Annotated in this window: 13 protein-coding genes and 1 pseudogene; 4 read left to right on the top strand and 10 right to left on the bottom strand. The window is 48.4% G+C overall.

Features of this window, described 5'->3' with window-relative positions:
- The first annotated feature begins 73 nt into the window (after positions 1-73).
- The gene (locus tag QUA02_RS02230; protein WP_333024980.1) at positions 74-1,255 is read left to right on the top strand and encodes an RtcB family protein; all 1,182 of its coding nucleotides are present in this window, start codon (positions 74-76) and stop codon (positions 1,253-1,255) included.
- A gap of 118 nt (positions 1,256-1,373) precedes the next feature.
- Here QUA02_RS02230 and QUA02_RS02225 read toward each other — a convergent pair whose 3' ends face one another.
- Together QUA02_RS02225 and QUA02_RS02220 are read right to left on the bottom strand one after the other, a co-directional pair.
- The gene (locus tag QUA02_RS02225; protein ID WP_333024977.1) at positions 1,374-1,745 is read right to left on the bottom strand and encodes a DUF4278 domain-containing protein; all 372 of its coding nucleotides are present in this window, start codon (positions 1,743-1,745) and stop codon (positions 1,374-1,376) included.
- Between the two features lie 344 nt (positions 1,746-2,089).
- Complete coding sequence (locus QUA02_RS02220) at positions 2,090-2,434, bottom strand: BON domain-containing protein (RefSeq protein ID WP_333024975.1); 345 nt, start codon at positions 2,432-2,434, stop codon at positions 2,090-2,092.
- A gap of 185 nt (positions 2,435-2,619) precedes the next feature.
- On the opposite strand from QUA02_RS02220, the gene QUA02_RS33525 reads away from it, so the two are divergent.
- On the top strand, positions 2,620-2,745 hold the full coding sequence (locus QUA02_RS33525; protein ID WP_445305109.1) for a chemotaxis protein CheW: 126 nt from the start codon (positions 2,620-2,622) through the stop codon (positions 2,743-2,745).
- A 445-nt stretch (positions 2,746-3,190) separates the two neighbouring features.
- Here the strand turns inward: QUA02_RS33525 and QUA02_RS02215 are convergent, their stop codons facing one another.
- The 8 genes from QUA02_RS02215 to purC all read right to left on the bottom strand — a co-directional run bounded on the left by QUA02_RS02215 (position 3,191) and on the right by purC (position 12,466).
- Positions 3,191-4,453, bottom strand: coding sequence for a DNA cytosine methyltransferase (locus tag QUA02_RS02215; protein ID WP_333024972.1), 1,263 nt, complete (start codon positions 4,451-4,453; stop codon positions 3,191-3,193).
- Positions 4,454-4,589: 136 nt separating this feature from the next.
- Entirely contained in the window at positions 4,590-5,762 is a 1,173-nt protein-coding gene (gene lpxB, locus QUA02_RS02210) for a lipid-A-disaccharide synthase (RefSeq protein ID WP_333024970.1), read from the bottom strand.
- A gap of 9 nt (positions 5,763-5,771) precedes the next feature.
- Positions 5,772-6,374 (bottom strand): Uma2 family endonuclease, encoded by a 603-nt coding sequence (locus tag QUA02_RS02205; RefSeq protein ID WP_333024967.1) that lies wholly within the window; start codon positions 6,372-6,374, stop codon positions 5,772-5,774.
- Positions 6,375-6,415: 41 nt separating this feature from the next.
- The gene (gene lpxA, locus QUA02_RS02200; RefSeq protein WP_333024965.1) at positions 6,416-7,210 is read right to left on the bottom strand and encodes an acyl-ACP--UDP-N-acetylglucosamine O-acyltransferase; all 795 of its coding nucleotides are present in this window, start codon (positions 7,208-7,210) and stop codon (positions 6,416-6,418) included.
- Positions 7,211-7,453: 243 nt separating this feature from the next.
- A complete protein-coding gene (gene fabZ / locus QUA02_RS02195; protein WP_333025101.1) occupies positions 7,454-7,975 on the bottom strand; it encodes a 3-hydroxyacyl-ACP dehydratase FabZ in 522 nt (173 codons plus the stop codon).
- An 86-nt stretch (positions 7,976-8,061) separates the two neighbouring features.
- On the bottom strand, positions 8,062-8,922 hold the full coding sequence (lpxC, locus tag QUA02_RS02190) for a UDP-3-O-acyl-N-acetylglucosamine deacetylase (protein ID WP_333024964.1): 861 nt from the start codon (positions 8,920-8,922) through the stop codon (positions 8,062-8,064).
- 211 nt (positions 8,923-9,133) lie between these two features.
- Positions 9,134-11,563, bottom strand: coding sequence for a BamA/TamA family outer membrane protein (locus QUA02_RS02185; RefSeq protein ID WP_333024962.1), 2,430 nt, complete (start codon positions 11,561-11,563; stop codon positions 9,134-9,136).
- A gap of 174 nt (positions 11,564-11,737) precedes the next feature.
- A complete protein-coding gene (gene purC, locus QUA02_RS02180) occupies positions 11,738-12,466 on the bottom strand; it encodes a phosphoribosylaminoimidazolesuccinocarboxamide synthase (RefSeq protein WP_333024959.1) in 729 nt (242 codons plus the stop codon).
- 134 nt (positions 12,467-12,600) lie between these two features.
- Here purC and QUA02_RS02175 point away from each other — a divergent pair.
- Both QUA02_RS02175 and QUA02_RS02170 read left to right on the top strand, forming a co-directional pair.
- Positions 12,601-13,801: pseudogene (locus QUA02_RS02175) on the top strand (RNA-guided endonuclease InsQ/TnpB family protein).
- Between the two features lie 266 nt (positions 13,802-14,067).
- Positions 14,068-14,499: a response regulator gene (locus QUA02_RS02170; protein ID WP_333024956.1), complete on the top strand. Its 432-nt coding sequence runs from the start codon at positions 14,068-14,070 to the stop codon at positions 14,497-14,499.
- The last annotated feature ends 95 nt before the right edge of the window (positions 14,500-14,594 follow it).

Genomic DNA, 14,594 nt, shown 5'->3' with positions numbered 1-14,594 from the left:
GTATTTGACATCATAAATTTTGTATGTTACAATATGTACTACACGCAAATTAGCAAAACAAACTTAAACAAAAATGCCCTACGAAAAATTAGACATATCAACCCCAAAACCCGTGCTATCTTGGGCAAATCACGCCCTAGGCGAAAAAGAAACCAAGATGGCCACAAACGTAGCATCTTTGCCCTTTGTATTCAAACACGTCGCACTGATGCCCGACGTACATTTAGGCAAAGGTGCTTTAGTCGGTTCAGTAATTGCTACAAAAGAAGCGATTATTCCGGCTGCGGTGGGCGTGGATATTGGTTGCGGGATGGCTGCGATTAAAATGCCTTTCACCGCCAACAAATTAGAAGGAAAACTCAAACAAATTCGCCTCGATATCGAAGCGGCAATCCCTGTGGGATTTGCGGAAAATAAAGAAGTAGAAAAAACTGTCACTAATTGGCAGAGATGGGGGGAGTTTAAGGAACTTCATCAAGGCGTGCAGCACCAAGACAATAAAGCCTTAAAACAAATGGGTTCCCTCGGTGGTGGCAATCATTTTATTGAGGTTTGCGTTGATACTGAAAACTTTGTTTGGCTGATGCTGCACTCCGGTTCTCGCGGCATTGGAAATTTGCTCGCACAGCAGCATATAGAGACTGCTAAAGATTTAGCTAAACTGGCAGAAATTAGTTTGGCTGACAAAGATTTGGCTTATTTTGTAGCGGGTACGCGGGAGTTTGCCGCTTACTGGCACGATTTGCAGTGGGCGCAAGATTATGCTCGTTTTAATCGCGACGTGATGATGAATCGGTTTAAGCGAATTGTGGAAAAGCACGTCGCGGGAGGCAAATCTGTTAAGCCGTTATTAGAGGTGAATTGCCACCACAATTACGCGGAAAAAGAGGTGCATTTTGGGGAAGATGTGTATGTGACTCGCAAGGGTGCCGTGCGCGCGGATGTTGAGGATTATGGGATTATTCCGGGTTCGATGGGGGCGAAATCTTTCATTGTTAAAGGGAAGGGAAATGCTGAAAGTTACTGTAGTTGCAGTCACGGTGCGGGGCGGTTGATGTCTCGCAATCAAGCGAAGAATGTATTCACTCTCGATGATTTGGTGCGGCAGACTGAGGGGGTTGAGTGCCGCAAAGATGAGCAATTTTTAGATGAAATTCCGGGGGCTTATAAGCCGATTGATGAGGTGATGAGTCAGCAGTCGGATTTGGTGGAAGTTGTGGCGACTTTGAAGCAGGTTGTTTGTGTCAAGGGGTGACAGAAACTGGTTTATTTGTACTTCACTTATCTGAAAAGTGCTGTATGGGAAGAGGGGGAAATCAAGCCGCTTTCGATTTCCCCCTCTTGACAAATATTCGACTTTCTGAGCTTTTTCTCTAACAGACCATCTGTCTAGACTCAATTTCTAGCAAGCGCAGGAGTCTTTCATCGCCATTGGCTTTGGCTGCTTGCGTTCTGCGATCGAGAATATTGCAAATATTCGCCCGGTGGACTTGCGCCACTTCCACAACTGTTGGGTAAGATTCCACCGCCGCTGGGGCGCTAGCTGCTGCGGTATCCCGATCGCCAGCTTGAGAATCTCCCTTTGTGGTATAGTTTGGGCCGCCGGATTTTGGTGGGGCGGGAATGTGTCTCGGATAGCGATAGTTCCAGTTTTGGCCCCGATATTTGCCCGCGACTTCGCCTTCGATCATATCTACTGTCGGAATGTCGTACTCGTAGTTTGCGCCGCGATAAGTGAGTTTCATATTTTTTGATCCTTATATGTATGGAGATAAAAAGGGCAGTCAGGTCAGGTTTGCTTTTTAGTCAGTAAAAACTTTTCACTTTCTGTATTGTATTTTACCATTTAATGAAATAACCAGTCAAGTTAAAAAAAATTAATATTTTAACGGTCAGAGGGCACAAAAAAGCCCGCTACAGCGGGATCTCAAGGTTTGCTGGGGGTCAAGTTCGATCGACTCCAGCAACTTAGTTATGGCTAAAAAACTTTCGATATCTAGTTTCCCAGCTTTGACAAGCCCCTGCATCCCCTCTCAACTCCCCTTAAACAGGGAAGTGAGGAGGGATAGCAGAAGTGAGCCAATAGGCTCTAGCCGACTGTCACCTGATCGGTTTGCACGCCTGCGGCACCTTCTTCAGCAGAGGCGATCGCCACCAACTTGTCGAGAATTTCCTGACTGGGAACTTGACCTTTGAGAACAACCGTGCCGCTGAGCTGAGCCACATAAACAGTCTCGATATCAGCAACTTCGGCATCGCCGTCAAAAGCTAAAGCAACCCGCTTCGCCAAGCCGCTTTCGTCAAAATTTCCGTCTGGGCCGACTTTAGCAGGAGCAATGGATTGCGCTTGGGCTGCTTGCTGTACTACTTGTGCCATCGGTTCAGCCGGGGCTTCAGGCTTTTCGAGTCCGAACAGTCTTTTAAACCAACCCATAGTAGTTGAGTCTCCTGAAAATACACTTTTTATACAATAGCTCTAGAATTCCAAAAGACTCGTAATTGTTGCAAAACTCAGCGAAATTTCTCAAAATGTTTTCCGGCAGAGTTTCACAATCTAAAATCTTAAATAGTATCTAGATGTTGATGTTGCTATTTGATGTATAGGACGATCGCTACGGTTTGGATAGCAGGCGCCTAATCGAAGTCGTTCCCACTCTCACCTTGAAAAAACTGCACCGCGCGCCGGAATACATTCCCGGTTTCTTTAACTACCGGGGACATCTCGTGCCTGTCATTCGATTTTAGATTTTAGATTTTAGATTTTAGATTGGCCCCACGGATAAATTCGGGGGCTTGAGGATTTTAGATTTTAGATTTTGGATTGATTCCACGGATAAATCACGTGGTGGGTACCATCAAGAAATTTTTGGTCATCGACCTGTGTCCACTGATACAAGGGACGGTGGCCCGCGCTTACTTGGGGGTAGTCCTGCACAAGTAGTGGTGCGATTTGATGTAACCCGCTCTGTATAAGGAGATGAAAGGCAAAAATCACTACTTGTTTACCAATTACCAATTAACAATTAGCAATTACCAATTCCCAATACTTCGGCTACGCGAGCGTACTTCCAATTCCCAATTCCCAATTCCCAATTACAGATAATTACAGCAGATTCCACATTTATGAAGTACACCCGCCTATCGTTAGCCCCCCGTAAGGACACGGCACTGCCGTGTCCCTACACTTCACTTAACCTTTTAGATAATATTGTTCTGCTTCCGACCAATTCAGTTGCAGCAACGAATCATCTCCCCATGTCAGCTTGAGACTCGGCTTAATTGCTTTCACGCCCAAAGCGCTAATAATCTGCGCTGCTACAACTTTCGCCAATAACGGCGGTACAGAATTTCCGACTTGGCGAAAACCGTGCCATTTTGTAACGTGAAATCTAAACCAGTCAGGATAGGAATGCAGCCGCGCAGCTTCTCTGACTGTAATGCACCGAGGCGCGATCGGGTGAATCGGTCTCGGCGAAGTATAAGCCCCCCTGGCCCTGTCGGTTCCGGCCCTGAGAGTGTTGCAAACTCCATTGGGATGCAGCTTGTAAAAACGGCTGATCGGCTCTTTTTCGCCGTGTTTGGCAGCACGAAACCTTTCCATACATTCCAGAGAATGTTTTGTTCGCAAACTACAAGAGAGGATTTGTCGATCGTACTCGCGATCGTAGGAATAATCATCATCCAAACCATCAATGCCGCGCATTATACTCGCATAAGTGCTGCACTTTCCGTACTCCGCCATTACCCAATCTCGGTGCAGCAACTCGCTGTAATTTTCAACTTCCGGCAAATCTCCAATCGCATCCCAAACTGTCGGGACAGCAGGTAAATTAACTTTTTTATAGCGTTTAGGAACTTTAATTTTCGGGAGTATAGTAGTTGGCTGAGGGTATTTGGGCAGCTCATAATCTTTTTTGCAGCCTATCAGAAACAATCGTTTGCGAGCTTGAGGCACTCCGTAGTGAACGGCGTTAAGAACTTGATATTTTTCTTCTACTTGATAGCCTGATTCCAGAAAAGAGCTAATTAAAAGCTTCAGGAGTTCTTTGTGTTCTCCTGATGCAATTCCCGGCACATTTTCCATTACGAAAAACTTGGGTTTTAGCTCCAAAACTAAGCGCTGAAAGTGAAAAATTAGAGAATTTCGCGGGTCGTCCACATCGCGCTTGCCCATCATCGAGAATCCTTGACAGGGCGAACCGCTGATTACTACGTCTATCTCGCGCCGCCCGATCGCCGATTTTTTCCGAATTTCCGATCCCGTAAGGTCTGCGACATCTTTGCACACAATAGAGCACAGCGGGAAATTAAACTGGTGTGTAGCGCAGTGAATTGGGTCAATCTCGACTGAGGCAAGTACATCAAAACCTGCTTGTTCAAAGCCCAGGGTCATGCCGCCCGCGCCTGCAAATAAATCAACAGCGATCGGTCGCTTTTTCCGATTGCTTGGCATAACATTTCAATAACAAAGTTGCTTTAATAGAAATTAAGGAAATCTATCGCGTTTCTGGTAATAAATCTTGGGTTTGTCAACGAGCCAGCCACAAAGGAACCAAGTTTATACATAACCTTTCAATACCAAAATTGCTTTAAGAAGCTGTATTTAATTTAACATTTTTCATTATTTCCGCAGCGGCCCGATCGCACACGCCCACATCTCCGAGACTTTCGCGCATTTCCCGATAACCTGCCTTCATTTGCTGGCGTCGATCGGCATTTTGCAGCAATTCCAGTGCGTGGTTCACTATATTTTCCGCAGTAGCGTCGTCTTGCAGCAACTCCGGGACGATCGGCTTCATTTGCACCAAATTGGGCGGAGACATAAAAGGAATCGAAAATTTCAGGAGGTGGCGAGCAATAATCGCCGTAATCGGACTGACGCGGTAGGCGACAACTTGCGGAACGTCGAGCAAAGCTAGCTCCAAATTAACAGTACCAGATTTAGCGATCGCCAGATCGGCAGCCGCCAAGATTTCCAGAGTTTGATTTTCCAACAAAGTAGCCCGCAAACCGTAATTCTCGATCGCCTGTTCGATTTTGCTGCGGAAAGCTTTGTTAGCAAGCGGAATCCAAAAATGAACTTCCGGCAATTTAGCTTGAATAATTTGAGCTGCCTCAAATATAACCGGCATCAGGTACTTGAGTTCTTGGTGTCTGGAAGCGGGAATTAGGGCGATCGACACCTGTTCCGGCACAATTCCCAAAGTTTTGCGGGCAACTTCCCGCCTGGGCGCAGATTGCATTCTATCCACCAAAGGATGACCAACCCAACTCACTTGGGCTCCTTTTTTTTGATAATAACAAGCTTCTTCGGGGAAAATTGCCAAAAGTTGGTCGCAAATATTGACAATCAGATCGGTATTGCGAGGAGAAATCGACCAAACCCATTCTTGAGGTGCGATGTACCAAACCACCGGCAAATCCGGCAAACAGCGGCGGATGTAGCTGCCAATGCCGAGATTTGGAGTCAAATAATCAATCAATACAACCGCATCGGGGCGAAAGTTTTTGAGATATTGTTTAGCTTTTTGCTGAACTACGATCGTCGGCCAAATATAGGGTACAGATTCTATAAGGCCCATAGAACCAATGCCCACAGTATCGCCTAAAATAGTAGCCCCAGCTTCTGCCATACGAGGGCCGCCCAATCCGACAATTTCTAACTCCAAACCAGCGGCGACAGCGTGACGTTTTAAGGCGGCAACTAACAAAGATCCTTGCAAATCGCCAGAAACCTCACCAGTGCTGATAAAAATTTTCATATTCTGACTTTATACAGGTGAGATGTTTGCTAATAACTCGGTAACAGCATCATATTGATCGGGCATATTAGCACAGCGTAGCAGAAATTCTAAGTCCAGATCGGGAAGGAATGTACTCCGGGCAATCTGCTCGTAATTTTCACCTGTTAAGTAATAGAGAGATAACTGACTATTTTGCCAAAACCAAACTTCCCGAACGCCCAATCTTTTGTATAATTCTAGAGTGTTTATCCCGCCACTGGTAATTACCACTTCAATAGCAATATCTGGGACTATTTTTTTGGTTCCTATATCATAGGAATCATCTGGCTCTTTTCTACCGCCTAATTCTCTGTCACCCAAAGTCGGCCCGCCCTTGCCGTAAAATCTAATCCCATTTGCTCTCATATATGCCTCTAGGAGCATACAGAGAGTTTTCTTGATTATTTGGTGTTCGGGCGAGACAGTCAGAATTTGCAGTTTTTGATCGAGATAGAAAAATTTCACACCTCTGACATCTTTAAAAGCTGCTTCTATCGCTTCAAATTGATCCCAACTAACATCTGAGAATCTAATGCTGCCATCTTGTTCTGTTTCAGGGGATGTAGATTTGACTGAAGTATATACATTCATAGGGCAACAGTCGCTTAGTTCATAGGTTTATTCTACCTCATTCATTTTTTCCCTGGAATCAAACCGCGCCGCCCTTTCGTTATAGACTGCTGCACAAATCTCCGCAGGTGCTGCAAATGGGGGTTTTCCTGCAACAAATCCAACTGTTCCAAAGCTTGATTGAGAGTGTAGCCAGAACGGTATAAAATACGAAAAGTTTTCTTCAAAACTAGCAAATCTTCTGCGGTAAAACCTGCGCGTTCGAGGCCTACTTTGTTGATTGCTCGCACTCTCGAAGGATTCCCCTCGACTAGCATATAAGGAGGCACGTCTCGATCGATCCTGCTCAAGCCGCCCACCATAGACAAGCGGCCGATGTGGACAAACTGGTGAACCCCCAAAACACCGCTCAATCGGGCTTGAGACTCGATTTTAACGTGTCCGGCCAAGGCTACAGCATTCGCGATAATTACTCGATCGGCGATCGCGCAATTGTGTCCCACATGAACATAAGCCATCAATAGATTATGATTGCCAATTGTCGTGCTTTCCCCCGCTCCAGTAGCGCGGTTAATTGTCACGTATTCCCGAATCTGATTGCTGTCGCCAATTTTCACCCTAGTCGGAGAACCCTCGTATTTCAAATCTTGAGGTTCCAAGCCAATCGCCGCACCGGGGAAAATTTGATTGCGAGCGCCTATTTCTGTTAGTCCGTCGATAATTGCATGAGCACCAATCTTAGTATCCGGCCCGATTTTCACTCTTTCCCCAATTACAGCATAAGCTCCCACTTCTACAGTCGGGTGAAGTTCAGCGCCGGGATGAATCACAGCAGTTGGGTGAATCAAAGTAAGCATTTGTCAGTTTTTTTGCTGGTAAGTGGGAAGGAAGTTCGGCAACGCGCAGTGTAAGGGATTTAACGTATTTAACGGATTTAACGGATGGATGTTGACGGAAGAAGGGAAAGGGAAGAGGGAAGAGGGAAGAAGGAATTTTTTAAATTTTAATATGGCTTTGTTCCGAGGAACGCTTCGCGGTTTTAATTTAAATTCAAAACTCACAAGTAAAAACTACCCGCAAGCCCTCACCAATTCCCAAATTTAATCTACCATCGAAAACATCAATTCTCCTTCACAAACTTTTTGTCCGTCTACTTCAGCCAGAGCCTGGATTTTTGCGAAGCGACGGCGTTTTACCCACAGCAATTCTACAGTCATCAGCAACCGATCGCCCGGTACAACCTGACGGCGGAACTTGACTTTATCAATTCCCGTAAACATCCACAATCCTTGCTCGATGTCAGGCAACTGAGCCAGAACAATACCGCCAACTTGAGCCATCGCTTCGACAATTAAGACCCCAGGCATAATCGGTCTTCCGGGAAAATGCCCTTGAAAATGCGGTTCGTTGAAAGTCACATTTTTAATTCCTACAGCCCGCACTCCCGGCACGTAATCAACAATCTTGTCTACCAGTGCAAAAGGATAGCGGTGAGGCAATAATTTCTGAATTTCTTCGAGAGTAAAAGTAGATTTAACCGCTGGAGAATCATCACCGTTTTCGGTGGGAACGGATTCAGAATTAGCAGTATTGAGGGTGTTAACTTCAGTCAGCGTGGACATTGCTTGAAGACTTTTGAGTGTGGTAGAAACGCGAGGGATCGCGTCTTGGGTTGTGAATTGTAACGGTGACTTGGCTGGCACCTTTTCTAACTTGTCTCCTTCACGACGGCCCAAGCTTGGGATTTCAGTGCTAAGGCGAGTTGGACGTGCAAGTTGTGACTGGCTTTGTAAGCCAAGTAGTGAGCTTTTGGCCAAGTTCCCAGCAGGCTGAGGTCGCCTACTAAGTCTAGGATTTTATGGCGCACCGGTTCGTTGGCAAATCTCAAAGGCGGGTTGAGCCAGCCGGATCGATCGCAAACTAGGGCGTTTTCTAGGGTACCACCTTTGATCAAACCTGCTTGTCGCAATTGGTCAACTTGGCGAGCAAGTCCAAAAGTGCGGGCTGGGGCGATCGCGCTAGCAAAACTTTCTGCCTCTGGCGACCAACTGTACCATTGATTGCCGATCGCCTGTTCCTCAAAATCAATTCCGTAACTGAACCGAGTTTCGGCTGACGGTAAAGCCGCTGCAAAAGCATCCCCGTGACGCACCCAAACTGGCTGTTCTAGGAGGCAGGAGGGAGTGGGGTCTTGCTTCGGTTCTTGAGGAACTAAGCCGGTACGGGCGATCGCCTCTACCCAAACCAGAGCCGAACCGTCTAGCAGCGGCAATTCCGGCCCATCAACCTCAATTCGAGCATTATCTGCTCCCATCCCCGCCAAAGCGCCTAATAGATGCTCTACAGTGCGAATTTGAGCATCGATACCTGCCAGTTCCGTTGAAAGTGCAGTTTGACAAACCGCCTCAATTTTTGCAGGAATTATCGGAGCACCAGGCAAGTCTATTCTGACAAAATAGCGACCTTCCCCAACCGCAGCAGGCAAAACTCGGACGCGAGTTTGTTCGCCGCTGTGCAAACCGGTTCCCGACAGTTCAAATTCAGATTTTAAGGTACGTTGAATAGTCATTAGTTAGTAGTCAGCAGTCAGTAGTCAGTAGTCAACTGTCAGCAGTCAGCAGTCAGCAGTCAGTAGTCAAATCTCAACTCTCAACTCTCAACTCTCAACTGTCAACTGCCAACTACCAACTGTCAACTGTCAACTGCCAACTGTCAACTGTCAACTGCCAACTGTCAACTGTCAACTGCCAACTGTCAACTGTCTACTGCCAACTGCCAACTTAGAATCGCTCGCCAATCCCAAAGTGAATTTGATTGTCGCCGCTGTCGTTGATACCGTAATCGATCCGGATCGGCCCTAAAGGAGATTGAATCCGCACGCCGAGGCCGTAACCGTAACCGCTACCGGGCTTGTTGCGGACACCGGCCGGGTCGCCCGGGACATCTTTGCCCGTGCCCAAGTCGGTGCCAGCATCCAAAAATAGCGCACCGCCGATAAACGAAATAATCGGGAAACGGTACTCAACGCTGGCTTCTAGGAAGCTGCGGCCGGCTCCGAGGTCGCCTTCGTTGTATCCGCGCACCGAGTTGGCGCCGCCCAAGGCAAAGGCTTCGTAGGGAGGCAAATCTCCGAATACTGTGCCGCCTCTAAAACTGAATGCCAGCGTTTGAGGGCCGGGGGTAAAGTTAGTGTACCTGACTGGTAGGTAAAAGCTGTAGCTGGCCCGCAGGCGGTTTAACAGGATGCTGCCGGAACCTACAGGAATCGATTGTTCCATCCCAAACCTGATCAGGGAACCGCTAGTGGGGCGGAGGGGGTCGTTGCGCCGATCGCGCACAACACCTGCTTGCAAAGTTGTCAAGTCATCGGAGCCCGAATCGCTAAAACTCAACTGGTTGCCGAGTTCGTCCTCGGACTCGCGACGGCCTTTGCGATCGGTAATTGAGACTCGCTGGTACTGCAAGCCGACTGAAGCAGTCCACTCAGAATCGGCAAAAGGATTGCGCGACAGGGGACGGGTAAAATTGAGGCCGAGACCGGTGCGGACGATGCGGGGTCGATCGTCGTTGGGCAGTCTGACTTCCTGTTCGCCGCCGTCAAAAATCACGCTGATCGATCGTCTTCTAAACGCATTAATCGTGTAAGAAGTCCGGTAAGGATCGCCCGCAATCCAGGGGTCAGTAAAACTCAGGTCAAACAGCGTTTGGCGTTCCCCGATTTGTACTTCAGCCCCCAATTTCTGGTTCCTACCGCCCAAGTTTTGCTGCTGGTAACTCACCGTACCGAACAAACCCGTCGCGGAACTCAAACCCGCACCCGCGGCCAGAGAACCAGTATTTTTCTCGATGACGTTGACAATTACCCTTGCCTTGCGGGGGTCTGTCGTTCCCGGTTCCAAGGCAAGTCGCACGTCTTCAAAAATTCCCAAACCAAACACCCGTCTCAAATCCCTTTCCGCCTTAGTGCGGTTAAAGATTTCTCCGGGCTTGAGTTCTACTTCGCGGGTGACGACAAAGCGCCTGGTATTGCCTCCGATCGGCTGACCGGTGGCATCTGTTGCCTCTCCCTCCTTGTTCAGGAAGCGGACATCAACGGATTCGATCTGGCCTTCTGCCACTACCAGGGTGACTGTGCCGTCCTCTCCTACTTGCGGGGCATCAGTGATTTGGCCCAAAACATAGCCGTTCTCTTGATACCACGCATTAATTTTTTTCACTCCCTCCTCAAAGCGGCGGAGGTTGAGAATTTGGCCGTACTGATCGCGGAAGCTTTCGTCAATTACGCTTTGGGGCAGCACTTGCTGGCCGGTGATTGTTACTCCCCGCAGCACCGGATTTGCCTGCACGATAAAAGTCACCCGGACGCCCAACGGGGTGTCTTCCGGTACTGCCCGCACGTTTCTGAAAAAGCCCGTGGCAAAAATAGCGTTGATGTCTTGTTGCAGTTGGCTGCGGTTGGTCGTGCGTCCCGGTTGGGTGCTGATGACTCGGTAAATCTCGCGCTCCAGGTCTCCCGTCGCCCCGGTGACGGTAACTTCTGCAACTAGCACTTGCGGTTCGGCCGCCCCGGCGGGTGCGGGGGTTTGTCTGGGCTGCGGTGCTGGGCCAGAGGGCAATGTGGGAACGGTGTTAGTCGGAGGGCTCGCCGGGGCCGGTCTGGCTGGGGCCGGTCTGGCTGGGGCCGGTCTGGCAGGCGCAGGTCTGGGGGTAACTTGGGGGTTTTGAGCGATCGCCCCGGATTCATCTGGTTTCCCTAGCTCTGCTGCGATCCAGGCGGGCGTTACAGCCGATCGATCGGGGGGGAGCGCGCTGCCCAGTTGCGATCGCCCGTGCAGGGCGTTTTGGCTGCTAGAGGCGGGGGAGGGGTTGGAGGCTAGCTCTGGTTTGAGTTGAAAGCCAGCAGGCGAAACCGGGGATGCCGGGTCTGTGACTCGGTTTGGGGGTTCGCGGTCGTCCTCTCCTCTGGCAGGGGCCGCCACTATTTTTAGGGCTTCGGCTTTGCTGGTTTTAGCGGCTTTGGGGTTTTGAGGAGGATTTTGGGTTAATTCTGGAACGGGGCGATCGGGTAATTCGATCGACGGGGCAGGGGTAACGGCGGCCAAAGTTTCCTCTGCTGATTCAGAGTAGGATGTTTGGCCGGAAGCCGAATTTGATAACCCGAATGTTGCTGAGGCAGTAAAAACTGCCACCAATACAGCAGATAAGCGCATTTTTGTTCACTTTTTTAGGCAATCCACACACCACATTAGCCATCAGCCATCAGTCATTAGTCATTAGTCATTAGTTATTGAGTCGGTTGAATTTGCCGCTGACTGCTAACTGTTGACTGCTGAGTGCTGAATGTCCGTGACAAACTGTGCAATTGTAGCTCATTGTTAAGGCCTCTAGACTTTCTGAGCTAAAACCCGCTGGAGAACTTGCTGGTAAGCACTTTCTACCGATCCCAAGTCGCGGCGGAATCGGTCTTTATCCATAACACGGGCATCGGGGTCAGTTTCTGTGTTGTCCCAGAGGCGGCAGGTGTCGGGACTGATTTCGTCGGCGAGGATCAGATTTTGATGTTGGTCGATACCGAATTCTAGTTTGAAGTCTACTAGGGTGATGCCGCACTCGGTGAAAAATTCTTTGAGTATTTCGTTAATTTCGCGGGCGGCGATTTCTAGTTGGTCTACTTGTTCGGGGGTGGCTAGCTGCATTAACTGGAGTCGGCCCCGGGTCAGCAGCGGGTCTCCCAAATCGTCGTTTTTGTAATAAAACTCGACCAGCGGTGGATTGACAATTGTGCCGAGGGCGAGTCCGGTTTGCTTGCAAAGACTACCGGCGGCAATGTTTCTGACGACGACTTCTAAGGGCAAGATTTGGACGCGGCAGACTCGCATTTGGTTGGGGGCTGGCGTGTCGATGAAGTGGGTGGGAATGCCTTTGGCTTCTAGCATCCGAAACAGGTGGGCTGATATGGCATTGTTGATTTCGCCTTTGCCGGCGATGCTGCCGCGTTTCTGGGCGTTAAAGGCTGTGGCGTCGTCTTTGAAGTGGGTCAGCAAAATTTCGCTGTCTTCGGTGGAGTAGAGGATTTTGGCTTTGCCTTCGTAGAGTTTGCGATCGGCTGACATGGCGATTAATAATAAGGTAGATGAGTTTTAGATTTTACCAAAATTAATGGGTCTAAAGCCTCCCCCTTCCAGGGGGACTTTTCTGGATTCTGTACCTGTGTTAGAATTATTTATGTCAGGTATGGCGACGTAAAATGCTGGTATTTGAAGCAAAACTTGAGGGAGAAAAACAACAGTATGAGCGGCTAGATGAAGCCATTCGTACTGCTCTTTTTATCCGCAATTCTTGCATCAGATACTGGATGGATAACCCGAAAATTGGACGGTATGAACTGAGCGCGTATTGTGCAGTTCTTGCCAAGGAATTTCCTTGGGCGAGCAAGCTCAACTCCATGGCTCGTCAGGCTTCTGCCGAAAGAGCATGGTCGGCTATCGCTCGGTTCTACGACAACTGTAAGAAGAAAGCAGCGTATATTGGTTTCCCACGCTTTAAAAAGCATCAAACACATGGTTCTGTAGAATACAAAACCTGTGGCTGGAAGCTGTCGGAGGATAGAAGAACCATCATTTTCACCGATGGGTTTAAAGCCGGAAGTTTCAAGTTGTGGGGAACCAGAAATTTGCACTTCTACCAGTTTAATCTGATTAAACGGGTTCGGGTTGTTCGTCGTGCAGACGGGTACTACGTTCAGTTTTGTCTTGATGTTGAGCGGGTCCAGAAGCGAGAACCAACGGGTAAAACTATCGGGTTGGATGTGGGTCTGACCCACTTCTATACCGATTCGGATGGGCAAACCGTTGAAAATCCCCGTCATTTGAGAAAGTCCGAGAAAGCGCTTAAACGCCTTAATCGTAGACTTTCTAAAACTCAGAAAGGCTCTAAAAACAGAGAAGCGGCGAGAAATCGCTTGAGTCGAAAACACCTCAAGGTAAGTAGGCAGCGTAAAGACTTTGCCATGAAGAAGGCATTGTGCGTCATCCAGTCTAACGACTTGGTCGCCTACGAGGACTTGCAGGTGCGGAACATGGTCAGAAACAGAAAACTTTCCAAGTCTATTTCCGATGCTGCATGGTCTACTTTCCGCCAATGGCTGGAATATTTTGGTAAGGTGTTCGGCGTGGTAACGGTTGCCGTTCCACCCCACTACAGAGCGTCAAGATTGTTCCAACTGTGGGGAAAAAGTCAAAAAGTCGTTGAGTACGAGAACTCATAAATGTCATCATTGTGGGTTTGTATTAGACCGAGACTGGAACGCGGCAATCAACATACTGGAATTAGCACTACGTACCGTGGGGCACACGGGAACTAACGCCTCTGGAGACATCGACCTCTGCATTGGTGAGGCAACTCCTCAATGCAAGCCGAGTCGTGGAAAGAGGAAACCCAAGAAGTAATTCTTGGAATCACCGTGGCGTTGACTCCCGGTGAGGATGTCAAAGTAGCTCTCTGAGGGCGTTATTGGCGAGTTTTTGGATCTCGGCTGCCCCGCTCGTGCCCTGACGGGGGAGTACGCCTGCGGATAGATACCGCCACCGGCTGAGGCATAAATGATTCTTGACAAAGGACAATAGAGATTAAACCTGCTGGGTTCGCGATGGGTGCTGACGAAACCTCCCCAAGGAGACTGGCGCTTAAAAAACATCTGCAAAGGGGCTAATTTATGCAAGACAGAAAAATTCATATCCTCTTGGTAGAAGATGATGAGGTTGATGTGATGAACGTCCGGCGAGCGTTCAAAAAAAATAACATCGTCAACCCCCTCTACATGGCTGCCAACGGATTAGAAGCTCTGGCTATATTGCGCGGAAAAGAAAAAATAGAGCCTGCAATGCCTCAAGCGCGCCGGTTGATATTGCTAGACTTGAATATGCCGAGAATGAACGGGATCGAGTTTTTGCGAGAATTGCGGCTGGATGAAAGTTTGAGGTCGATTCCGGTGATCGTCCTCACAACTTCTAATGAAGATAGAGATAAGGTAGAAGCTTATAATTTGAATGTAGCCGGCTATATTCTTAAACCTGTTACTTTTTCTAACTTTGTGGAAGTGATGGCTACCCTCAACAGGTACTGGATGCTGAGCGAAATTCCCTAAAATAGGGAAAATTTAACAGAAAATTTTTCAAGGTGGCTTGTGATTTTTCAGCAGTGCATTTGTTTTAATTCCTTTTTGCAGACCGCAGCTTTTTC

Source organism: Microcoleus pseudofavosus SVA1_A4, assembly GCF_036700565.1.
Lineage (GTDB): Bacteria > Cyanobacteriota > Cyanobacteriia > Cyanobacteriales > Microcoleaceae > Microcoleus.
The sequence above is the reverse complement of the archived record's forward strand: the minus strand, read 5'-3'. Positions and strand labels throughout refer to the sequence as shown.